Source organism: Dehalococcoidia bacterium, from assembly GCA_030648205.1.
Lineage (GTDB): Bacteria > Chloroflexota > Dehalococcoidia > JAUSIH01 > JAUSIH01 > JAUSIH01.
On sequence record JAUSIH010000044.1, the window covers coordinates 1 to 22,909 of the forward strand.

The 22,909-nt window shown below is 65.3% G+C and carries 24 protein-coding genes; 13 read left to right on the top strand and 11 right to left on the bottom strand.

The features are described 5' to 3' along the window. The 11 genes from Q7T26_05145 to Q7T26_05195 form a co-directional block, all read right to left on the bottom strand. On the bottom strand, window positions 1-411 hold a 411-nt coding region (locus tag Q7T26_05145; GenBank protein ID MDO8531541.1), incomplete at its 3' end, for a CoA transferase. A gap of 50 nt (window positions 412-461) precedes the next feature. Beyond that, window positions 462-1,589, bottom strand: coding sequence for a MaoC family dehydratase N-terminal domain-containing protein (locus tag Q7T26_05150; protein MDO8531542.1), 1,128 nt, complete (start codon window positions 1,587-1,589; stop codon window positions 462-464). A gap of 200 nt (window positions 1,590-1,789) precedes the next feature. Next, entirely contained in the window at window positions 1,790-2,809 is a 1,020-nt protein-coding gene (locus Q7T26_05155) for a TIGR03617 family F420-dependent LLM class oxidoreductase (GenBank protein MDO8531543.1), read from the bottom strand. Between the two features lie 16 nt (window positions 2,810-2,825). Further along, a complete protein-coding gene (locus Q7T26_05160; GenBank protein MDO8531544.1) occupies window positions 2,826-3,695 on the bottom strand; it encodes an amidohydrolase family protein in 870 nt (289 codons plus the stop codon). A gap of 41 nt (window positions 3,696-3,736) precedes the next feature. After that, window positions 3,737-4,921 carry a CaiB/BaiF CoA-transferase family protein gene (locus Q7T26_05165; GenBank protein MDO8531545.1) on the bottom strand — a complete coding sequence of 395 codons (1,185 nt, stop codon included), beginning with the start codon at window positions 4,919-4,921 and terminating at the stop codon, window positions 3,737-3,739. An 82-nt stretch (window positions 4,922-5,003) separates the two neighbouring features. After that, window positions 5,004-6,308, bottom strand: coding sequence for a TRAP transporter large permease (locus Q7T26_05170; GenBank protein ID MDO8531546.1), 1,305 nt, complete (start codon window positions 6,306-6,308; stop codon window positions 5,004-5,006). Window position 6,309: 1 nt separating this feature from the next. Further along, window positions 6,310-6,846 carry a TRAP transporter small permease gene (locus Q7T26_05175; GenBank protein ID MDO8531547.1) on the bottom strand — a complete coding sequence of 179 codons (537 nt, stop codon included), beginning with the start codon at window positions 6,844-6,846 and terminating at the stop codon, window positions 6,310-6,312. Between the two features lie 136 nt (window positions 6,847-6,982). Beyond that, complete coding sequence (dctP, locus tag Q7T26_05180) at window positions 6,983-8,089, bottom strand: TRAP transporter substrate-binding protein DctP (protein MDO8531548.1); 1,107 nt, start codon at window positions 8,087-8,089, stop codon at window positions 6,983-6,985. Window positions 8,090-8,114: 25 nt separating this feature from the next. Then, window positions 8,115-8,339: a hypothetical protein gene (locus Q7T26_05185; GenBank protein ID MDO8531549.1), complete on the bottom strand. Its 225-nt coding sequence runs from the start codon at window positions 8,337-8,339 to the stop codon at window positions 8,115-8,117. A gap of 63 nt (window positions 8,340-8,402) precedes the next feature. Continuing rightward, entirely contained in the window at window positions 8,403-8,699 is a 297-nt protein-coding gene (locus Q7T26_05190) for a hypothetical protein (protein ID MDO8531550.1), read from the bottom strand. 143 nt (window positions 8,700-8,842) lie between these two features. Beyond that, window positions 8,843-9,928 carry a hypothetical protein gene (locus Q7T26_05195; protein ID MDO8531551.1) on the bottom strand — a complete coding sequence of 362 codons (1,086 nt, stop codon included), beginning with the start codon at window positions 9,926-9,928 and terminating at the stop codon, window positions 8,843-8,845. Window positions 9,929-10,401: 473 nt separating this feature from the next. On the opposite strand from Q7T26_05195, the gene Q7T26_05200 reads away from it, so the two are divergent. The 13 genes from Q7T26_05200 to Q7T26_05260 all read left to right on the top strand — a co-directional run bounded on the left by Q7T26_05200 (window position 10,402) and on the right by Q7T26_05260 (window position 22,708). After that, entirely contained in the window at window positions 10,402-11,541 is a 1,140-nt protein-coding gene (locus Q7T26_05200; protein MDO8531552.1) for a MaoC family dehydratase N-terminal domain-containing protein, read from the top strand. Between the two features lie 47 nt (window positions 11,542-11,588). Then, complete coding sequence (locus tag Q7T26_05205; GenBank protein ID MDO8531553.1) at window positions 11,589-12,386, top strand: SDR family NAD(P)-dependent oxidoreductase; 798 nt, start codon at window positions 11,589-11,591, stop codon at window positions 12,384-12,386. Between the two features lie 41 nt (window positions 12,387-12,427). After that, window positions 12,428-13,573, top strand: coding sequence for an acyl-CoA dehydrogenase family protein (locus Q7T26_05210; GenBank protein ID MDO8531554.1), 1,146 nt, complete (start codon window positions 12,428-12,430; stop codon window positions 13,571-13,573). Window positions 13,574-13,610: 37 nt separating this feature from the next. After that, complete coding sequence (locus tag Q7T26_05215; protein MDO8531555.1) at window positions 13,611-14,039, top strand: hypothetical protein; 429 nt, start codon at window positions 13,611-13,613, stop codon at window positions 14,037-14,039. Between the two features lie 21 nt (window positions 14,040-14,060). Beyond that, window positions 14,061-14,960 (top strand): enoyl-CoA hydratase-related protein, encoded by a 900-nt coding sequence (locus tag Q7T26_05220; protein MDO8531556.1) that lies wholly within the window; start codon window positions 14,061-14,063, stop codon window positions 14,958-14,960. A 43-nt stretch (window positions 14,961-15,003) separates the two neighbouring features. Beyond that, entirely contained in the window at window positions 15,004-15,777 is a 774-nt protein-coding gene (locus Q7T26_05225; protein MDO8531557.1) for an enoyl-CoA hydratase-related protein, read from the top strand. Window positions 15,778-15,804: 27 nt separating this feature from the next. Beyond that, a complete protein-coding gene (locus Q7T26_05230; GenBank protein MDO8531558.1) occupies window positions 15,805-16,761 on the top strand; it encodes an LLM class flavin-dependent oxidoreductase in 957 nt (318 codons plus the stop codon). Window positions 16,762-16,832: 71 nt separating this feature from the next. Continuing rightward, the gene (locus Q7T26_05235) at window positions 16,833-19,190 is read left to right on the top strand and encodes a CoA transferase (protein MDO8531559.1); all 2,358 of its coding nucleotides are present in this window, start codon (window positions 16,833-16,835) and stop codon (window positions 19,188-19,190) included. 24 nt (window positions 19,191-19,214) lie between these two features. Next, window positions 19,215-20,006, top strand: a complete 792-nt coding sequence (locus Q7T26_05240) for an enoyl-CoA hydratase/isomerase family protein (GenBank protein ID MDO8531560.1) — start codon at window positions 19,215-19,217, stop codon at window positions 20,004-20,006. Between the two features lie 150 nt (window positions 20,007-20,156). Further along, window positions 20,157-21,560: a 3-isopropylmalate dehydratase large subunit gene (gene leuC, locus Q7T26_05245; protein MDO8531561.1), complete on the top strand. Its 1,404-nt coding sequence runs from the start codon at window positions 20,157-20,159 to the stop codon at window positions 21,558-21,560. Window positions 21,561-21,633: 73 nt separating this feature from the next. Further along, window positions 21,634-21,876 carry a ribbon-helix-helix domain-containing protein gene (locus Q7T26_05250; protein MDO8531562.1) on the top strand — a complete coding sequence of 81 codons (243 nt, stop codon included), beginning with the start codon at window positions 21,634-21,636 and terminating at the stop codon, window positions 21,874-21,876. Beyond that, a complete protein-coding gene (locus Q7T26_05255) occupies window positions 21,861-22,196 on the top strand; it encodes a type II toxin-antitoxin system PemK/MazF family toxin (GenBank protein MDO8531563.1) in 336 nt (111 codons plus the stop codon). The genes Q7T26_05250 and Q7T26_05255 overlap by 16 nt, the downstream gene beginning before the upstream one ends. A gap of 53 nt (window positions 22,197-22,249) precedes the next feature. Next, entirely contained in the window at window positions 22,250-22,708 is a 459-nt protein-coding gene (locus Q7T26_05260; GenBank protein MDO8531564.1) for a hypothetical protein, read from the top strand. Window positions 22,709-22,909: the final 201 nt, after the last annotated feature.

The window sequence follows — 22,909 nt, forward strand, 5'->3', positions numbered from 1 at the left end:
CGGCCCGGTCTGTCCGAACCCGGAGACGGATACCACGATGAGCCGGGGGTTGATCGCCTTCACCTTCTCGTAGCCGAAACCGAGCCGGTCCATCACCCCGGGCCGGAAGTTTTCGACGAGCACATCGCCCCATTTCATCAGGCGCGTCAGGACCTGCTGGCCCTCTTTTCTGGTCATGTCGAGCGCCAGGCTCTTCTTGTTGCGATTGAAGTAGGGGAAGTACCCGCCCCAGTCCTCGACCACGGGCGGATTCCACCTGGAGGGGTCACCCGTCAGCGGCTCGACCTTGATGACCTCAGCGCCCATGTCACCGAGGGTCTGGGTGCAGACGGGGCCGGACGCGTACCGCGTCAGGTCCACCACACGCGTCCCGGTCAGAGCGCCCGTGGCTGTCCGTTCATGTGTCGCCATATCGCCTCCCGGCACGGATTCTTTGCTGGTTCACCGGCTCGCGGGGCGTCCTACGGCCGCGTCGGCAGCACGATCTTGGCCTGCCCGACCGCCGTCTTCTCGGCGTACTGGTTCTCGGCCCAGAAATCGCACTGCGCAAGGTGCTCGCCGTCCTTGACGGACTTGCCGGTCACGCGGCCATGGTACCACTGGGTGTCGCCCTCCACGCCGGGGCGACGCACCTGCACCTCCAACTCGCGGAGCCAGCCGTCGTCGCCCATCCAGTTGGTGCACAGGTGGCTGGCCCACGCGATGCGCTGTGGCCCATAGTCGAAGAACGAGGGAATGCCCGCCTTCTGCGCGGCGTCTTTGTCCATGTGAACGCGCTCCGGGCAGTCCGGCACGTTGAGCTCGTTGCGCATGGCCACTTGAGGCCGGCGCTTGATGACCCAGTAGCGGATTTCGTTGGCCCACATGTGATAGGGCGCGTGGCTTCCCCACGCCATCTTGAAACACACGGCGTCGGACATGGTGTACGGCCCCTTCACCACGGGCTGCATCGCGTCGCCGACCTTCACGTCCTCCCAGTAGCGCGGCTTGTTGCCGCGAATCTCTTCCACCTCTATCCCCTTCCCAATGCGCTGCAGTTCCTCCTCCGTGTACACGTGGGGCTTGCGAGAATAATAGCTGCGGTCCTGCGACGTCTCTCGCTCGTAGCGGAAGACGTGCGAGTACGCGGTCGCAATAAGCTCCTTGGTCTGGTTGCGATAGTTCGCGAACTGGGTCTGGAAGAAGGTGCGCCCGCCGAACTGGGTGGGCCGCTCCACCACGTCGTGCAGGCCGCCCGTGATGAAGACGCGGTCGTACAGGTGGACGGGCTTGTGGAACACCCACCTCATGCCCGCGTGCAGAGCGTGGACGCCGGGCATGCCGAAGCGGCTCGCGTGGTAGCCGCAGCTCATGAGCCAGAGCGGTTGGTTGATGAGACCCTTCCACCGCGTCTTCTTCGCGTACTCCTCGTCCCGCCAGAACGGGTTCGGGTCGCCGATGCCGTCCGCCCAATGGCGGAAGGTGTCGCGCGTGCCCTCCGAGTTCCACTGGTGCCGCGCGGGATGCTCCTTCCCTTTGTCCGCCAGGAGATCCTTGACCATCTCGTCCGTTATTTTCGCTTCAGTGCCGCGCCCGAGGGGCTCTTCCATCGGTTCAATTCTCCTGTTCTATGTTCTTCTGGCTGTGTGCGAAGTGATTTCCGGCGAAGGCGCGATTCACGGACTCCCTCGCCGAACGGGGTGACGGTGTGAAGGGTCAGAGCAGAGCGGAGGCTCAGCCGCGGGGCCGCGCTGACGCCATGGGGACGATTCACCGGACACATGAGAGCAATCGCGGCGATGCGAGCAGCCTACGAGCGCGCGCTCTTCGCCAGCGCCTCCCAGAACGCGGAGCGGTCGCCGGGCCCGAAGTCCACCATCAGGTGAATGCGGTCAACCAGCCCTTCGTAGCGCTGCCGCAGTTGCGGGACCAACTCGTCCCACTCTCCCGTGACGGCGACCTCGCGCTCCATGTCCTCAGGGATGACCCGCTCCATCTCCTCCCACTTGCCTTCCTTGGCAAGCTGGTTCAGTCGAGGGTTTATCTCGCCCCAGCCGTAGGGGTCGAGCATGCTTGGCCGGTAGGTGGGGGTGGAGGCGTAGAAGGCGATCCAGCGCCGCACGGCCTTGCGCTCCTCCGCCTTCTCCGCTTTCGTGCGGCCCGTGATGGCGAAGACGGACGAGGCGATGACCACGCTCTTCGGGTCCCGGCCCGCGCGCGCGGCGCCCTCACGGATGCCGGGCAGCACGGAGTCCTTGAGATAGCGCACCGTGTTGAGCGGGTGGACGGCCAGGCCGTCCGCGAGCTCGCCCGCCAGACGAATCATGAGCGGCCCGGCGCCAGCCAGGTAAACAGGCGGCATCTTGTACGGGATGGGGCCGGGGTTGAACATGTGGTTCATCAGCGTGACCGTGTAGTACTGACCGGTGAAATCCGGCGGGCGTCCGTTCTGCCAGCACTCCCACACCTGGCGCATCGCCTGCACGTACTCGCGCATGCGGGCTGCGGGCGGCGCCCACGTCATGCCGAACCGTCGCGTGATGTGCGCCTTGACCTGCGTGCCCAAGCCAAGGATGAACCTGCCTTTGGAGAGCTGCTGCAGGTCCCAGGACGAGTGCGCGGCGACAGTAGGGCTGCGCGGAAACGCCAGCGCTATGGAGATGCCCAGCTCTATGCGCTCCGTGCTCTGCGTGGCCAGCGCCAGGCACAGGTACGGGTCATGCTTTGTCTCGTCATTCCACAGGCCCGCGAAGCCGAGCCGCTCCGCGTAGCGGGCGACCTCGGCCATCTCCTGCGGACTCGCCGTCCATGTCTTCGCGTCGAACTGCATGTCGTTGTCCGCTTCTCTACTTCAGCTTGAATACTTTTTCCGCCACGCCGTGGTAGAGAAGCTCGCGCGACTCATCCTTGAGCGGGAGCTTGTTCAGGTCGCCGATGCTCTCCTCCCAGTTCACGTTGATGGTCGTGCCCCACATCACCTTGCCCCGGCCCCACGTATCGATGAAATGGACGAACTTCTCGCTCCAGCGCCGGGGCGGCGTACCCGACGTGGCGATGTATACATTCGGGTGCTTGTGGGCGAGCGCCATGAGTGAGTCCTCCCACGGGCCGACGTAGTGCGTCGCGACGATGACGAGGTCGTTGAAATAGCACGCCACGTCGTCCAGCAGCTCCGGGTGCACGGTGCTCGTGGGCTGTATCTCCGGCAGCCATCCAACGAACATGCCGATGGGCTTGCCGACTTCCTCGCACGCGGCGTAGAACGGGTACCAGTCGCGGTGGTTGAGAGGCCGCTCGAAACCTGTGGCGAAGAAGTGCGCGCCGACAAATCCGCGCTGCGTGGTGAGCACCTGCTTCATCTCACGCACGCCGCGCATCCGGTCGAAGGGGTTGATGGAGTACCAGCCGCGCAGTCGGCCGGGGTACTGGGCTATCTTCTGGGCGACGCGCTGCCACGTGTGGTCCTGGACCAGCCGCCCCGTAGTGACGGAGCGCATCTTCCACGCGGGCATGACCACGTGGCTGATGTGCGCCGTGTCCATCAGTTTGACGGCCTCGCTCAAGGGGCGCTCGACCATCTTGACGTTGTGTTTCAGAAAGACCTGGCGCAGCGGCTCGAAGTCCGGGTCTCCTTCAGTGTCCGGCAGGAAGGGGAAGTGCAGGGCTATCCTGTCCTGGGGCTCCGGCAGGGGATTGAAGACGTCTATGAGGTGCATGTTTCCTTTCCGTTCGTATGATGTGTCAGGAGACGCCGCGGCTAGAAGCCCTTCGCGACCTCTACGACATTCTCTCTCTTGAAGGTTTCAATGTCCGCGGCGCCGTAGCCCAGCTCCTTGAGTATGGCCAAGGTGTCCTGCCCCGCGACGGTCGCCGCACGCCAGACCCTCCCCTTCGTGACGGAGAGCTTGTACGGGAAGCCCACCTGCCACATCTTGCTGCCGCCGGGTGTCTCCACCTGGATGACCGACTCCCGCGCGCGCATATGCGGGTCGTCCATGACCTCGTAGCCGATGTTGACAGGCGCGACCTGCGTGCCGACTTCCTGGCTCAGGATGTGGAACCATTCGTCGCGCGGCTTCTCCTTGAACTTGCGACGCAGGAATCCGCGGACCCTGGTCCGCATCTTGCCCTCGTCAGTCTGGTGCTTGGTCCACTCAGGCTTTCCAAAATAGACGCACAGTTTCTCCCAGAACCAGGACTCAATGATGCCCAGCGAGATGTATTTGCCGTCCTTGCACTGGTACATGTTGTACGCGGGATAAATGCCCTGCAGGTTCTTGGACGGCGGCGACTCGCTCCCCGGCGGCCCGCCCGGCAGGATGCGGTCTATCCTCGGGTCCTTGAAGCACTCGGCGGCAGGGATGGTGGTCGAGGCGTCCGCGTAGGAGACGTCCACGTACTGGCCCACGCCGTGGCGCTCGCGGACAACCAGCGCCAGGAGGATGGCGACCTCCAGGTTCGTGCTCGCCTGACGGTCCGCCCAGTTCGTCGTCGGCAGAAACGGTCTGCCCTTGTTGTCCAGCGGCACCATGCCCGCGATCGCCTGGTAGTTGATGTCGTGGCCGGGGAAGTCACGGTAGGGCCCGTCCTGGCCATATCCGGAGAGCGAGCAGTAGATGATCTTCGGCTGTATCTTGCGAATGGCCTCGTAGCCCACGCCGAGGCGGTTGACCACGCCCGGGCGGAAGCCCTCCACGATCACGTCGGACGCGCGCGCGAGCTTGTAGAAGACCTCTCGCGCCCGCGGGTCATGGAGGTTCAGCGTGATGCTGCGCTTGTTCCGTCCCACCGACCAGGCCCCGTTGAACCCGCGCGCCGCGGCGTACCCCGGTCTGCACACAGCGATGACGTTCGCGCCCATGTCCGCCAACGCGGAGGTGGCCGCCTGGCCGGGCGCGTTCAACGTGAGGTCCAGGATGGTGATGCCTTGCAGGTCCGCCATGTCGCCTCCTGACAGTCAGTAGCGTTCGGAAAGAGCAGGCGCCTTCCATTGCGACCGTGCCCCTCCGCCGAAATCGGACAGGTTATCGCATCATCCGTGGCAGGACGAGGATGATGTCCGGGAAAGCATAGAACAGCGCCAGAGTAAACATGTCGGCGACGATGAAGGGTGCGACGCCAATCCACATGGCGTTGAGCTTGACGCCGGGCGCGACACCCTTCAGCACGTACACGTTCAGACCCAAAGGAGGCGTAATAAGGCCTATGCCCGCCATGCGGATGATGAAGATGCCGAACCAGACCGGGTCCCATCCCAGGGTACGGACCACGGGCATCAAGAAGGGAAGGGTGATGAGCATCATCGCCAGCGGGTCAAGAAACATGCCCAGAAATATGTAGAGAAGAATAAGCACGATGTAGAACTGGAGAGGTGGCAGTCCCAGGTTGATGACGTGAGAGGCGGCGGTCTGCGCCACCCCGCTTACCGTCAGGAAGACCGTGAAAACGGAGGCCCCGATAAGGATGACGAGCACCATGACCGTGGATTCCATAGTGCCCCGGAAGGTGGACGACATGACAGCCTTGGAGAGCTTTCCACGTACCGCCACGAGGGCGAACACGCAGACGGCCCCCACCGCGGCGGCCTCCGTGGGCGTGGCAATACCCAGATAGATTGTGCCCATGACAAGCATCATGATGACCATCGTGGGCATGATACCCTTCAGGGATGCGAAACGCTCCCGCCATGTGACCGTCACGGCATGGGAAGGCGCCCACCCTGGCTTCCAACGCAGCAAAACGAATATGACGACGAAGTAGGAGGCCATCACGACGAACCCCGGCAGGAACCCCGCGATCAGGACTTTGCCGATGGATGTCTCGGTGATAAGCCCGTAGAGGACGGCGGTGATGCTGGGTGGGACCAGGATATCCATCGTAGCGCCTGCCGCAATGGTCCCGGACGAGAGTCTATCGTCATAGCCTCGCGCTTTCATTTCGGGCAGGGCGACGCGCCCAAAAGTGGCGGTGGACGCCGCGCTGGACCCGCTGATGACGGAGAAGCCGAAAACACCCAGAATGGTGGCGTATGCGAGCCCGCCGCGGAAGCGTCCCACCCACTTGTACGCGGCGTCGAAAAGCTCCGTGGCTGTACCGGACACGATGAGGAAGTTCCCCATCAGAATGAACAGCGGCAACACCGTGAGCACGGTGCTCTCCGTCGCGCCGAAGGGACCGAAGCGGGCAAATCCCAGGGTGGTGTCCACGCCGCGCAGCAGAAGAAGCCCCCCGAGGCCCGTGAACATGAAGGCGAACCCGATGGGCATACCCAGCAGAACGAGTACCGCCAGAACGGCGAACCCCAGCGCGCCTATGGTCTCGTTCGGCATGCTACTCTTCCACCATGGCGCTCTGGGCAGACCCATGCAGAGCGCCCCATATGTTGATCAGGAAGCGGACGCAGAGGAGCATCCCTCCTATGGCCGCCAGAAGGCGGAACGGCCACAGGACGAAGGGGACCGTGGCCTCTCGCAGGCTCATGTTCGCATAGTTCTGCAAGAAACTGACATAGCTTTGCCACACCACGACCGCCATCGCCAGGAAGGCCATCACGGTGAACACAAGGTAAATGGCGCGGCGTGCCCCATCAGGGAAGTAGCGTACCAGCGCCGTGATCCGGACATTCCCGTTCCTGGCCGCCAGCGCCCCCATGCCCGCGAACGCGATGACCGGCATCACCATCGCGCTGAGCTCCGGCACGTTTGGCACGGGCGACCGCAGGAAATAGCGGCCCACCACGTCGGCCACGATGCCCCACATCATGACGAAGATCAGGACGCCGCCCATGGACTCAAATAGGTTCTCCACCCGCGCCCACACGGTCGTGCGCTCGGGGGTTTCCTTATGCTCCGTCTGGGGTTCAGTCATAGCTCACCGCGCCTATCGGCAATATGCAGGCCGCGCTCCATCGGCCTTGTCGCAAAACAAGCGAGAATGATCACGCCGGTCAACATAGCGTGTGCGCGCGGTTAGCCGCGCGCACACGCTACTTGTCTACACGGGTTTACTTACCGCTGTTTGCCGCCTCGGCAAGCTGCAGCAAGCGGTCCAGATACGCGGTCACGGGGGCGCCGCGCTCCTTCTCAACGCTGGCCGCCCACGCCTTAACGGCGGGCACCGCCAGCGCCTTGAGCTTCGCGCGCTCAGCGGCGGATATCTCAACCACCTTGGCGCCTTCGGCCTGCATCTTCTTCATGTTCGGCGCCATCTCGTCGTCGAACTGCTTGGCCAGCTGGTCTGGGACCATGTCACTGACGTCAAGAATGATCTTCCGGTCGGCGGGCGATATCTTGTTCCACGTGTCTTTGTTCAAGGCCAACCAGCCTAGAACAGGCGCACCTACGTCCCACTGCAGTGCGTACGGGGCGACTTCGTACCAGCGGAGGTTGCTCCAGGCGTCGTACGCGCCCAGAGTGCCGTCTACGGTGCCGCGCTGGACCGCCTCATACGTCTCCGGGCCGGAGAGCGACACGTTCGTGCCGCCCACGGCCTTCATAATGTCGGGCCAAGGCGGCCCCCCCGCGCGAATCTTTATGCCCTTGAAGCCGTCCACCGTTTCGAAAGGCTTCTTGACGAACACCTGGTAGGACATCTGGCCCAGGGGAGCCAGCGGCACCAAGTTGTTCTTGTCGAACTCCTTCTGCAAGACATCTTCCTTGAGAAGCTTGTGGGCCAGGACCAGCGTCTTTCGCGCGTCGCCCGGCGTGGCGAACGGCGCGCCAAACGTCAATGCCATCGGCATATTGGACGGGTAGTAGATGGGCCAGACCGCGCCGCCGTCCGCGACGCCCGTGTTAATGGCCTCTAGGCTCTTGTTGGACCCGGCCAGCGCGCCCGCGAAGTGAAACTTGAACTGCACTCGGCCGTTGGTCTTCTCCTGAATCGTCTTGCCCCACCACTCGACGACGGCGGGTCGTCCCGAGCCCGCCGCGCCCGGGTCAAGGATCTGCAGTGTTATCGGCTGCACCGCGGGAGCGGCCGTCGGCTGCGGCGCACGGGTGGGCTGCGCTGCGGGCGCGGCGGGCTGCGAAGGCGCTGCGGGCGCAGTCGGGGTCGTGCATCCCGCCGCGACGAGCGCAAACAACATGACCAGACTGAAGAGCTTTCTCATGCTATCTCCTCCTTCGAGATCAAAGTCACGCCGGACTGGGTGAAGCCTTCCGTGGCTTCGCCTGCTCCGGCGGCTCCAACAAAGCGGCGGCCATCTCGTTCGCTATGGCCCCGACGAGTTGTGAATCGTATCCACCACCCACGTTGCCCACCGCGGGCGTGGGCTCCAGGACGAAGCGCAGCCCGGGCATGCTCAGCGCCTTCGCGTGGTTGTTCGCCGCGACGATGAACGTCTCTTGCGCAATCGTCACCGTGGGCTTTCCCGCCTTTTCAATCGCGACCGCGTCCCTGACCGACGAGGCAGTGCACGACCCTCAGAGACAGATGCCGTTGATGACCGCGTCCGCCTGGGCGACCTCCTTGATCATCTCCGGCGGCGCCACCTGTCCCTTCAACGGCTTCAGCCGCCACAGGACGCCCTTGATGCGGTAGCGCTGCTCCAGCACCCGTTTGACTTCCGCCATGAGCGGGTACATGTCCCGTCGCCCGTCGCTGTGGGTGTACCCTATGTTGTCCAGGAACCCCAGGACTACGCCGTCAAGACTCCGCAAGCGCGGCGCCATCCGTGCGTTGCGCCGCGTCTCCTCGCGCCCTGGATGCAGGACTCGCATGGTGAACCTCTCCGCCTACAATAACCCGTTCCCGGTAGGGAGATGATATCTGAGGGATACCCCCAGACCCCCGCAGAGGGGCTTAGACCCTCTGCATTCTCCATTTTGCAACAGCCTGCTGGCTCCGTCAGGAAACCCGCGCGTTAGTCCGGAAACACAATCCGGCGCGAGACCGACTGGCTGAGATTGCCCCACCCCGGACAGACCGCCCCCCACCACTGGCCGTCGCCGCCGGAGACCACGACCAGAATCTCCTCCGGCCTCTGCACCAGCGGCAGGCGGCGCTTGTCCGGCATGGAGTCCGCGGACGGAGCGCCGTGGATATCACCCCACCATTGGCCCAGGTAGTCGTCGCCACCCACCACGCCCGGGAGCTGGGAGAGCGCCTCCAGGTCCCAGCGGGCGCGCTCGTAGAGCACCTCGTGGAACTTGCGCTTGGAGTACCCTTCCTGCGCGAGCAGCCGCACGACGCGCGGCGTGACGACAGCCAGTATCTCGCCCGCGCGGTGAAAATGCAACGTGCCCAGGATGGTCAGGCGCGTCGCGAAGTAGCTGATGATGCGCTCGACGCCGCCCGCGCAGTAGACGCTGTGCGGAGAGTCGCATGCGAACATGGTCACGACGCTGTCGTCGTTTTTGAACCCTCGCTCCACGTGCAGCGGCTCCCAGGACGGCAGGCCGATATCGTTTTCCGCGATGCAATAGGCGTACTTGGCGGGGCTGCCGAGGGTGGACTTGGCGGTGACGCCGGGGATAGCGCCTCCCAGGTTCCAGTACAGGAGGCGCAGCGCGCGTCCCACCGCCGCGTTGGCGCGCGCGCCGCCGCCGAAGACGCTGTCGCCCGCGTTGAAGCCCAGCTTTTTGACCGCCGGTCCGCCCACGACGGCGAGAGGCGCGCAGGGGTTGGTGGTGCAGAGATTGCCGTTCAGATTGAACGCCGGGTCCAGGGACGCCTCAAGCCCGGCGAGCACGACAGGCACGTACTCCGGCTTACACCCTGCCATGACACAGTTGATAGCGACTTTTTCGACGGTCGCCAGACCCTCCATAGGCGGGACGACGCCTATCTCCTCGGCAGGGTCGCGCCTCAGATAGTCAATGACCGCCTGGACGCGCTCGGTCGTCGGCGGGGCCACGGGGACGCCGTCCGTCCAGCCGTTCTCGTAGGCCATGTCGAGCCAGTCCCAGCTATCCTTGACATCGAAGGCCTTCGAATGGAATTTGGTCATCGCAATGTCTTACGCTTTCAGACGGCTGAGGTTGCACGCGCGTAGCGCGCCGCTCAAGAGATGTCCCGCCCTCGACGACGCGCTCGCCTCGCCCCTGGTCTGCTGCACCATGATGGCCCCCCTGCTCATCTCTACAACACGTCCGTCGAGCTTTTGTAGTTACAGCCAGTTGCAAGAATTGAAAGCCTGGCCCAGAATGGCCGAAGCCTGGTCTTGTCCGGGTGGCGCATTCTTTGCCAGCGGGGTAAGATGTTGCGGGGCCTGGCCCCAACTCGCCAGGCGCCGCGTCGGCGATGCCCATCCGGCGCATGCTCCCGTAGGCACACGCCTGCGCAAAACCGTCTGATTTCGTAGGAATTTGCTGGTAGCAGACTCGGTTAGTCTGAAGGCGAGGCAATTGTAGATGGTGCCGTTTCCTCTGTCAAGTTTGCTCCGGGATGGAAGCCCCCGGATGCATAGCTGAAAGGAGCCATATGGCTGATCCAAAGGTTGTATTCAGTGAACAGGCTCTCGCCGAGGTCCGGGCCCTCATCGGGAAGCCCCTGCGCCTCGGCCCGCAGTTCAACGAACTGGCCTCCGCGGACGCCATCTGCCACTTCGCGTACGGATACGGGGACACGAACCCGCTCTGGAACGACGTGGCGTACGCGCGCAAGACCCGCTGGGGCGCCATCATCGCTCCGCCCACGTTCCTATCAAGCTGCATCGGCAGCATGTCCCCCTCGGTCGGCTTTCCGGGCGCGCACGCGCTCTGGGCGGAGGACGAGTGGACGTGGCGCCAACAGGTGCGCGAGGGAGACCGCATCCGCACGGAGCTTTACTTCGAGGACTGCCAGCGCATCCACCAGCAGTTCGCCGACCCCATGTACGCGCAGGTCGCCAAGTTCGTCTTCCACAACCAGAACAAGGACCTGGTGGCGGAGGAGTTCAGGCGGACGTTCCGCTTCGTCCGCCACATGGAGACGAAGCAGGAGGGCGAGGAGCAGAGCGAGCGCGACCGCTACGGGTCTATCGCGCCCTGGAAGTACACGGACGAGGAGATCAATCGCATCTACGCCGACTACGACAAGGAGGTCGTCCGCGGCGCCACTCCGCGCTACTTCGAAGACGTGCAGGTGGGGGAGGCGATGCCGCACGTTGTCAAGGGGCCGCTCACGCTGACGGACATCCTCGCATGGAAGATCGGCAGCGGCTTCCCTCCGTTCGTCCGGGCGCATAAAATGCGCGTGGAGTACGAGCGACGCCACCCCACGACGGCGGTCAAGAACGAGTACGGCATCCCGGATATTCCGGAGCGCGTCCATTGGGAAACGGAGCTTTCCCGGTTGAACGGCATTCCCGTGCCCTTCGACTACGGGCATCAGCGGGTCTCGTGGCTGGTGCAGGTGGCCACCAACTGGATGGGCGATGACGGCTTTCTGCGCAGCGCCAAGCTGCGCCTGCGGAGGCCGAACGTCCTGACGGACACCTGCTGGTGCCGGGGAAAGGTCGTGAGCAAGAAGGTTGACGGTAAGGACGGTCTGGTCCAGTGCGACCTGTGGGCGGAGAACCAGCGGGACTGGATCACCGCCACCGCCCAGGCCACGATAGTCCTGCCGCGGCGTTCGGCATAGCGGCGAAGCGGCGCGGGCCCCGCAGCGGAGAGAGGAGAGACACCATCGTGAACACGGGACTCAGAGGAAAGTCAGTGCTGGTGACAGGCTCGGCGGCCGGCATAGGCAAGGCGACGCTCTTTGCCTTTGCCGAAGAGGGCGCACGAGTCGCGTCCGTTGACATCGACGAAGCGGGCGCGAAGCTGGCGGTGGAAGAGGCGCGTCGCCGGGGGGCCGAACGGGCCATGGCAGTGCGCGCTGATATTTCCAAGCTGGACGACGCCCGTCGCGCCTGCGCCGCCGTCGCGGAGCAGCTCGGCGGTCTGGACGTGCTGGTCAACCTGGCCGCCGCCTGGCGCAACGGCAGGTTCATGGACCTGCAGCCGGAGGACTGGCAGTTCACGGTCAACATGGTGCTTGTGTCCACCATGACCTTCTGTCGCGCGGGGCTTGAGCAGATGCTCCCCCGCAAGAAGGGAGTCATCATCAACGTGGGCTCCGACGCCGGGCGCGTGGGTGAGCCGGGAATGTCCCTCTACTCCGCGTCCAAGGGGGGCGTCATCACGTTCAGCAAGGCGCTGGCGAAGGAGGTAGCCTCCCAGGGCATCCGCGTGAACGTCGTGTGCCCCGGCTTCACGCCGGTGGAGCGCCACGAGCGTCTGCTGCAGCAGTGGCGCGACGCGGGCGACATGGAGAAGGTGCGCCACGAAGAGGAATGGCGGGCGAAGGCGGTCAGGAACTACCCACTGCGAAGGTTCGGGACGCCGGAGGACACCGCATACACTATCGTGTACATGGCGTCGGAGCGGGCCAGTTATATCACGGGCCAGACGCTGAGCGTGAACGGCGGCTACAGCATGCTTTAGGGCGCCGCCACACGATTTGGTCAAACACGAAGGAGATGGCCATGCTGGAGTTCAACGACGAAGAGCAGCAGTTTCGACAGGAGGTGCGCCGCTTTGCCCACCGCCGCCTGACTCCCAACGCACGCCAGTGGGATGAGGGCGCGCCGATGACGCCCGACATTCTGAAGGAGCTTACCGGCCTGGGGCTGTCGGGCCTGCGCGTCCCGCAGGAGTACGGCGGCGCGGACGCGTCCTTCACCCTGATGGGCATCGCGGCGGAGGAGATTGGCCGCGGCGACACGAGCGTGGGCAGCTACGTGTCTCTGCCTGCCATGCTGGCGGAGACGCTGCGCGCCGGGAACAAGGACCTGCAGAAGCACTGGTACCCACGCATAGCGGAGGGCAAGGTCGTCGCCGCGTTCGCCCTGACGGAGCCGGAGGCAGGCTCCGACGCCGCCAGCCTCCGCACGCGCGCCAAACGCGACGGCGACGACTGGGTCATTGACGGCGAGAAGTCGTCCATCACCTTCGCGGGCAACGCGGACGTTTCCGTCGTCTTCGCGCGGACGGGCGGCCCGGGCGCGCGCGGCGTCAGCACGTTCATCGTGCCGCTGAACGTGGAGGGCGTTGGCCGGGAGGTGTACGACACCCCGGGCGAGCGCCTCACACAGCGCGGCGCGCTCCGCTTCGACGGCGTGCGCGTGCCCGGCGACCACCTCGTCGGCGCGGAGGGCGAGGGCTTCATCCGCGCCATGTCCAACTTCGACTACAGCCGCACGATAACCAGCCTGCTCTACGTGGGCGCCGCGTACCAGTCGCTCGATGAGACCATTGCCTATGTCAAGCAGCGGCAGGCGTTCGGCGTACCCGTCGCCAAGTTCGAAGGGGTCTCGTTCAAGATAGCGGAGCACTACGTCCGGATGGAGGCCGCGCGCCTGCTGTGCTACCAGGCGCTCCGCCGCAAGGACAGAGGCCTGCCGCACTCCAAGGACACGGCTGTCGCCAAGATTATGTCAATGGAGGCGGCGTTCGACACGGTGCACGCCTGCGTGTTGCTCCACGGCCACTACGGGTACAATAAGGCGCTGCCGCTGGAGATGCGCCTGCGGAACATCCTCGGTCTGGAGATAGGCGCGGGCACGTACGAGGCGCTCAAGCTCACCATCATCCGCGAACTCATGGGCAAGGAGGCCATGCCCTACAAATAGGCCGCGCCTGGCGGAATCCCGAAGGAGCGACATCTTCATGCATACCGTATTCATTCTCCGCGACGCACTGGCGGGATCGCTGCTCACCACGCTCTACTACGCAATGGAGTCCCGCAAGCAGGGGCAGACGGCGTCCGTCATCTTCACCGGCAGCGCACTGCAGGCGCTGGTGCAGGGCGTGTTCCTGTGGCCCGTGGACCTGCAGGAGCAGCCCATCAAGTGGGTCATCGCGGACAACGCCAAGAACATGGGCCTTCCCACGCGCGGGCGCGGCCAGTGGCGGCAGATGGACGTGGCCGAGATGGTCGGCCTCGCCGCGAAGGGCGGCGTCGCGCTGTACGCGTGCCCGCTGTGGACGGAGCTGCTCGGGCACAAGGATCGCCTGCCGCCGGGCGTCGGGAAGCTGGAGACGGCGGACGCCCTCGCGCTGGTGGCGAAGGCGGACAAGGTCATTGGAGCCTGGTAGGTCAGGGTCAGGAGGCGACAGATGGGCTGGTCATCATGGGAGAAGGTCACCGGTCAGGGCCTGGACTTCACCGACATCATCTATGAGAAGAAGTACCACGCGGAGCTGACGGGCGGCGTGGCGCGGGTCACCATCAACCGGCCTGAGAAGTACAACGCCTACACGTCCCACACGGCGGACGAGATGTTCCGTGCGTTCTATGACGCCAGTCACGACCCGCGCATCGGCGCGGTGGTCCTGACCGGCGCGGGCGACCACTTCTGCACGGGCGGCGACGTGGTGTGGGAGCAGTGGGCGTCACGCGAGCAGTTCTACTGGCATAGCCCCACGAACCGCGTGCTGCGCATCTGCCGCAAGCCGGTCATCGCCATGGTCAAGGGCTTCGCCATCGGCGGCGGGCACCACATCGCCTACTTCTGCGATTTCACCATCGCGGCGGACAACGCCGTCTTCGGGCAGAACGGGCCGCGCGTGTCCAGCCCCGCGGACGGATTCCTTGTCCAGTACCTGGTGCGCGTCGTGGGCGCGAAGAAGGCGCGCGAGATATGGATGCTCTGCCGCCGCTACTCCGCGTCCGAGGCGCTGGAACTGGGGCTAATCAACAAAGTCGTATCGCTGCACCGGCTGGAGGAGGAGGTGGACCGCTGGTGCGAGGAGCTTCTGCTGGCCAGCCCCTCGTGCCTGGAAATCCTGAAGGCGTCCTTCGACTGGGAGCTTGACCAGCTCTCGCCGATCTGCACCTTCGTCAACTGGCTTAAGCCAGACCTGTTCGACTCGCCGGAAGGGAAGGAGGGCCCCGCCGCGTTCATCGAACGCCGCAAGCCCCAGTTCTGGAAGCTGCGCATGCAGGAGGCGCAGGCCATCCAAGGCTTGCGCGGGCCGGCGCCGCCCCCGCCCCAGCCGCCGAAGAAAGGCCCGTAGCACGGGCGCACACGGAGACTCTAATCTGCGCGAGGATGACACAATGACAGACGCACCGCTCCTGTACGAGAAGCGGAACCGCATCGCCTACGTCACGCTCAACCGCCCCCTGGCGATGAACGCCCTGGGCATAGCCGTGCAGAAGGGGCTGACGGAGGCCATGCGGGACTATCAGCGCGACCCCGACCTCCTTGTGGCGATCATTACGGGCGCGGGAGGCCGCGCCTTCTCCGCTGGAGCGGACCTGAAGGAGGTGGCGGAGTTTACCTCGCGCGGGGAGCCGTATCCGAGCGTGTTCCCGCACTTCTTCGAGTCCGGCGTGTACAAGCCGATCATCGCCGCCATTGACGGCTACTGCGTCGGCGGCGGGCTGGAGGTCGCCCTCCAGTGCGACATCCGCGTGGCGACCGGCGCGTCCAAGTTCGGGCTGCCGGAGCCACGCAGCAGCCTGCTGGCGGACTACGGCCTGCACCACCTCTCGCGGGTCATTCCGCTGGGCGAGGCGCTGCGCATGCAGCTCACGGGCGCGCCCATTGACGCGCAGCGCGCGTACCAGATCGGCCTCATCCAGGCCGTCGCAGCGGACCGCGCCGCCATGATGGCGGAGGCGGAGCGGCTCGCCGAGGAGATCAAGCTCTGCGCGCCGCTGGCCCTCCAGGCGATCAAGCAGGTCGTCCTGAAGGGCCGTTACCTTCCGCCCGAGGAGTCGCACGACATCATGATGCCGCTGCGAGACGCCCTCGTGAAGACCGAGGACTACAAAGAGGGGCCACGCGCCTTCACGGAGAAGCGCAAGCCCAACTGGCGCGGGCGATAGCGGCATCGGATTTGTGGGAAGAAGCGCATGTCCTCTCTGACGTTCGGGTCGCTCATCTTTCATGGCCGCGCGGACGAGATCGTGACGCTGGCGCGGCTGGCGGAGTCGCTCGGATACGACAGCGTCTCGATGGGCGAGCACATCATGATGGGAGCGGCGGCTCCGCCCACGCCGTGGGCGCTCACCGGTCTGGCCATCGCCGCGGGCGCGACGGAGCGTGTGAAGCTGGTCAGCTCCGTGCTGCTCCTGCCTTTGCACCATCCCGTCGTCCTGGCGAAGGAGACGGCGGTACTCGACGCGGCGTCGAACGGACGCCTCGTGGTCGGCATCGGCGTCGGCGGCGAGTTCCCCCAGGAGTTCGACGCCGTGGGCGTGCCGCTGAAGCAGCGCGGCAGTCGCGCGGACGAGACGCTGGACATCGTGCGGCGGCTGTGGCGCGAGGACAACGTCCGCTACCAGGGCAAATACTTCCAGTTGAACGGCGTCACCATCCGGCCCAGGCCACAGCAGCAGCCGGGGCCGCCCATCTGGGTGGCGGGCCGCAAGGAGGCCGCCATGCGCCGTGCGGTGCGCTTCGGCAGCGGATGGTTCCCGTACCTCTACAGTGCAGCGCGCTACCGCGAAAGCGTGGCGTCCGTCAAAGAGCTCGCGCGCCAGCAGGGCGTCTCCGTGGACGGGTTCACCTGGGGGCTGCACATCATGTGCGTCGCCGCTTCCTCCGCGGACGAAGCGAAGCAGGTCGTCCATCAGTACCTCTCCGGACGGTACACGAGCCCGGAGCGCACGGATGAGTTCGTCCGGACCACGTGCGCCGCGGGCACGCCCGACGCCATCATCGCGCAGGTGCAGGAGTTCGTGAAGGCGGGCGTGCAGCACGTCAACTTCAGCTGGACCGGCGAAGGCGCGGTGGCGCGGCGCAGCATGGAGCCTGTCGGACGCGAAGTCCTGCCGGCGCTCCGCTCCATGCGCATCCCTGAGGCATAGGCCAACGACATGGCCGCGGCCCGCGGGGCTGAGCGCGGGTAGATGAGGGGGAGAGTCTGCTCGAACGCGCTATGAGTCCGCTCCAGGGTGTCAGGGCGCTGGAGGCGGGAGGGTCCATCGCCGCCGGGTTCGCCGCGTGGCTGCTCGCCGACTACGGCGCGGACGTGGTGAAGCTGGAGACGCGGGACGCCTTCGACGGGACGCGGGCCGAGCGGCGGCGCTGGCGCCGGGTGCTGGACCGCGGCAAGCGCAGCGTGGCGCTCGGAGAGGACGGCCCCGCGCTCGCGGAGATCGAACGCCTAGCGCTGGCGGCGGACGTGGTCGTGACCGACACGACAATCGCGCCGTCCCTCATGGAAAGGCTGTCGTACGAGAGGCTGGGCCGCCGCAACAGCCGCATCATCGTCTGCTCCCTGCCCGCGTTCAGCGAGCCTTCCGCGGGCGACGACTACGCACCGCTCCGCACGGACGAGGGCGTGGCCGCGGCGGCGGGCGGCGTGTACGGCAGCCAGCACGGTCGCGAGGGACCCCCCGCCTACGTGCGGCTCCCAATGTGCTCCTGCCTGGCCGGGACGTTCGCGGCGTCGGGCATCGTCGCGGCGCTGTACGTGCGCGCATCATCAGGCGAGGGGCAGAAGATCGTGACGCCCGTAGCATCCGGCGCGCTGGCCGCCATGAGCTTCTATCGCCTGCGCTCCAGCCTCGTCCCCAGCCTGCGCCGTACGGTGCGCACGCACCTGGGCGACGGCCCGTTCTACCGCCTGTACAAGGCCTCCGACGGACGCTGGCTCACCGTCTGCGCCCCGTACGAGGCGTTCTTCAACCGCATGTGCATCGCGCTGGAGCTGCCGGAGGTCGTGGGCGACGAGCGGTTCGAGGGCGCGCCCTGGCGCGTGAAGGACATGGAAAACCTGCGCGTCCTGGAGGGCATCTTCGCCGAGAGGTTCGCCGCCCGTCCGCGCGAGTGGTGGCTGGCGCGGCTGCGCGAGTACGACGTGCCGTGCGCCAGCGTGCAAACGCCGCGCGAGTTCATAGACATGCCGCTCCTGGGCGAGCTGGGCCTGCGAGCGACGGTGTCTGTCAACGGGACGGGCCCGGTCCGGCAGATTGGCGCGCCGGTGCGGCTGCGCCGTACTCCGGGCGTGCCCGGCGCACACGTGCCGGCCCCCGGCGAGGATACGCGGGCCGTGTTGAGCGATTCGGACTGGCGAAACCCCAGCGGCCCGCCGCCAAAGGGGCGGTCGCGCCGGAGCGCCGCGCTCCGCGGGCCGCTGGACGGCGTGCGGGTGGCGGACTTCGCGCGCGGGCTGGCGGGCCCAACGTGCACCGAGTACCTAGCGCAGATGGGCGCTGAGGTCATCAAGGTCGAGGCGCCCGAAGGCGACATCCACCGGGGCCACGGCCTCAACTTCGTCCCGCACAACGTGGGAAAGCGCGGCATGTGCATTGACTTCCGGGCCAAGGATGGCCCCGAGGTCCGGCGCGCGCTTGTCCGCAGCGCGGACGTGGTCTTCGCATCCTTCCGGCCACAGGCGATGGCCGCGCTCGGCCTCGACGCCGCCACGCTCTCGGAGGTCAACCCCAACGCCATTTGCGCGTGGCTCTCCGGCTACGGCGAGGGCACGGGCTGGCAGGACATCGCGGGGCTTGACCCCATCCTGCACTCCCTTGGCGGAACGTACGCCGTGCAGGGCGGCGGCGCGCAAAGTCCCATGTTCTTCAACTTCGCGTTCGTGGACACGCAGTCCGGCCTGCTCAGCATGTACGGCATCCTGCTGGCGCTGTACGCGCGGAAGGTACACGGCATAGTCCAGACGGTGGAGAGCACGCAGGTGGGCGCGGTCGCGTCCCTGGCGGCGGCGTACGCCACCGACGCGCGCGACGAGGACGCGGACGCCTATCACGAGTACGGCGCTACGGCCACCTACCGGCTCTACCGCGCGAAGGACGGCTGGCTGTTCATGGGCATCGCCGACGCCGCGTCGTGGGATGCGCTGACCGATGCGCTGGCGCTGGGCGAGGACGTCCGACGCTGGCAGGCGTCGGCGGCGATACTCCAACCGCCCGGCGGGCCGCTCGCCGCGCTGCTGGAGCGGGAGATGGCGCGGCGAACGGTGGGGAGCGTGCTGTCCGTGGCGCGGGAGAAGCGACTGCCGGTGGTGGAGGTCCCCGCGTACGAGCAACTGCCGGACGCCCGCGCGTTCCATGAGGCGGGGCTGCTCGCCGACTACGAGTCGAACGTGGTGGGGCACGTCGTCCACGCGGGCATCGGCGTCCGCATGTCGAAAACGCCGTGGAGCATCTCCGAGCACGTGTCGCTGCTCGGTGAGCACAATACTGCTATCATGCGCTCGATTGGGTTTTCCGACGGGCGCATCAGCGAACTGAGAAGAAACGGCTGCCTAGTGGAGCGCGACACGTTCCCCTAAGCCGCAGGCGTAGGAGAAAAAACGATGGCTGAACACGTAAATGGCCTCATCATTGACCGGCAGGATGGCGTCGTTGTCGTGACGATGGACCGCCCCAAGCAGTTGAACGCCCTCAGCAACCCCATGCGGGACGAGATCGTCCGCTTCTTCACGGACGCGAACAAGGACCCGTCCGTCCGCGTCATCGTCATAACCGGCTCGGGCGACCGGGCCTTCTGCGCGGGCGCGGACGTGACGCTGCTGCCCACCATGACGGGCGCGCCATTCAAGCCCGACATGCGCCTGCCGCTGGGGTACTGGGCCGTCCCCATCTACAAGTGTGAAAAGCCAATCATCGCGGCAGTGAACGGCATCGCAGCCGGCGGCGGCTTTTCCATCGCGCTCATCGCGGACGTGCGCATAGCCTCCGACAGAGCGCGATTCAGCTCCGTCTGGGTCAAGCGGGGCCTCATCCCAGACGCAGGCGCCACATACCTTCTGCCGCAGCGCATCGGCTGGGCCAATGCGGCGGAACTGAGCTTCACGGGCAGAGTCCTGAACGCGGACGAAGCGCTGAAGATGGGCATTGTGAGCCGCGTGGTGCCCCACGACAAGCTGATGGACACGGCCATGGAGATGGCACGGCAGATGGCGAGCATGGCGCCAATCTCTATCATGCTGACGAAGCGCGCTTTTCAGAAGGCGGCGCAGAGCAACTTCGAAACGCAGATTCTCATCGAGTCCGAAGGGCAGATGACCTGCTGGCTCACGGAGGACCACAAGGAAGGCACCCAGTCGTTCCTGGAGAAGAGGGAGCCGAAATTCCAGGGCAAGTAGGCGAAGGGGGTGGTGGACGAAGTGGTATATGATGATTATCAGGTGACCATCACGGCAGTCATACCTGTACCTGACCGTCGATTGTTTTCCAAAGTTCAGGGGGGACACAAGGGGTGAGGTAAGCCCCCCAATGCATGCGAGAGGTTGCTTATGGCGCCCAAGACAATGTTCGACAAGATATGGGAAAGCCATGTAGTTCACCAGCAGTCGGGCCAGCCCGCCATCCTGTACGTTGACCTCCACCTTATCCATGAGGTCACCTCCCCGCAGGCCTTCGAGGGACTGCGCCTGGCGGGCCGCCGGGTGCGCCGCCCGGAGTTGACCGTGGCCACCGTGGACCACAACGTCCCGACGTGGTCTCGCTCCCTTCCCGTGACCGACGAGATCGCGCTGAAGCAAATCCAGACGCTGTCCAGCAACTGCCAGGAGTTCGGCGTCACCCTGTATGACATGCACAGCCCGGGACAGGGCATCGTCCACGTGATAGGCCCCGAGCAGGGCTACACGCAACCGGGCATGATTATCGCCTGCGGGGACAGCCATACGGCCACGCACGGCGCGTTCGGCGCCTTCGCGCTAGGCATCGGCACGTCGGAGATCGAGCACATCCTGGCGACCCAGTGCCTGCGCCAGTACATGCCCAAGAAGATGGAGGTGCGGGTCACGGGCCGGCTCCCGAAGGGGGTCACCGCCAAGGACCTCATCCTCGGCATCATCGGCCAGATAGGCATTGACGGCGGCACGGGGCACGTCATCGAGTACACCGGCGAGGCGGTGCGCTCCCTCTCCATGGAAGGCCGCATGACGGTCTGCAACATGTCCATCGAGGCGGGCGCGCGAGCGGGCATGATCGCCCCCGACGAGACGACCTTCGCCTACGTCAAGGGCCGCCCTCGCGCCCCGAAGGGGAGGGACTTCGACGCCGCCGTCGCGCGGTGGAAGAAGCTGGCCTCCGACCCGGGCGCGACGTTCGACAGGGTGGTGGAGATTGACGCCGCGTCGCTCGCGCCCTTCGTCACGTGGGGCACCAACCCCGGCATGGTCGTACCAGTTACGGGCAAGGTCCCCGACCCGTCGTCGTTCTCCTCGCCGGCGGACAAGGCCGCCGCCGAGCGGGCGCTGACGTACATGGGCCTGACGCCGGGGACGCGCGTCCAGGACATCGCTCTGGACAGAGTCTTCATCGGCTCCTGCACCAACTCGCGCATCGAGGACCTGCGGGCGGCCGCCGCCGTGGCGAAGGGCCACAGGGTCAACGCCAGGGTGAAAGCGATGGTGGTGCCCGGCTCCATGTCCATCAAGAAGCAGGCGGAGGCGGAAGGGCTGGACAGGATATTCAAAGAGGCCGGATTCGACTGGCGCGAGGCGGGCTGCTCCATGTGCCTGGGCATGAACCCGGACTTCCTCCAGCCGGGCGAGCGGTGCGCCTCCACCTCCAACCGCAACTTCGAGGGGCGGCAGGGAAAGGGGGGCCGCACGCACCTCGTCAGCCCGCAGATGGCGGCAGCGGCAGCCATTGCCGGGCACTTCGTGGACATACGTGAGTGGAAGTAAGCGCGAGGCGGCGCTGACAAGATAAGCTGGAAATAGTATGATGTTTTATCATACCACCTAGGGGGAGTGGGTCATGGGGAAAGTCAAAATCGCCGTCACTGTGGATGGCCGCGCGATCCGGGAGCTCGACCAGCTTGTGAGCCGCCGCGTGTACTCCAATCGCAGCCAGGCGATTGAAGAGGCAGTGAATGAGAAACTGGCGAAGCTCCGCAGGACCCGTTTAGCTGAGGAGTGCGCCAAGCTTGACCCTCGTGAAGAGCAACGGTTGGCGGAGGAAGGACTCGCTGAGGACCTCAAGTCATGGCCGCCATATTGAGAGGGGAGGTCCGCTGGGCCGACTTGGACCCCGTCAGAGGACATGAGCAAGGGGGGCAGCGACCGGTCCTGATTCTTAGCCACGATGTCTTCAACGAGCGTTCCGGCACGGTCATCGCCGTGGCGATCACAAGCCAGGCGCAGCGGGCTGGTTTCCCTCTGACAATCGAGCTGAAGTCTGTAAGAATGCCGAGGCGCTCTTGGGTAAAAATCGGCCAGGTCAGGACGCTAAGCACAGACAGAATTGGAGCGAGTGTGGGGAGGGTTTCTTTCGAAGAGGTCAGCCAGATTGTTGAGGGGCTAAACGAAATCATCGGATGAAGGTGTCCGCCGGGCACTTCGTGGACATACGCGAGTGGAAGTAGGGGGCATATATGGCTAGGAACAAAGTCTTGATTGGGGTCACTGGCGTACACTATGTGGCTTTCCAGCTATCCGCCCGGGGATTAAAGGTTCGCCTCACGCCCCCGGGTGCCCGGCTTATGGTGGCGAATCCTGGAACTGGCAAGACGATAGATGTCCAGGTAAAGACCAATCCCAATGCGTATGTTAAGAGCAAGAAGGAAGGCCCTTACTTCAGCTGGCGCATAAGCGAGAAGCTTGCTAAGGCCCAGCCCCGCGAGGGGTACTTCTTTGTCCTGGTCGATCTGCGCGGCGGTCCACCCACAGAAGAGACACGTTCCTACGAGCCCGATGTGTACATCGTTCCCTCTGAGGAACTGGAGAAGACGGATTGGAAGAGCGGCAGGAACAATTTCTGGTGCTGGGTAGACGAGAGTGATGCATCTGAGTACAGGAACCGTTGGGATCGTATTCAAAAAGCGTTAACATAGAACTCACCGGAAATACGTTGAGGACAGTCCAACGGGGTTCTCTTCGCAGGGTATCGGAGGTGTTGTCTTCTCCTTCGCCAAATGAGGAGAATAGCGGGGCGTAGATTCTTCGCTCCGCTCAGAATGACAGGCCATGATGTGTCACCCCGAGCGGAGCGAGGGGTCTCTCCCGCGGGACGCCACCAAGGACTCGGAATGACA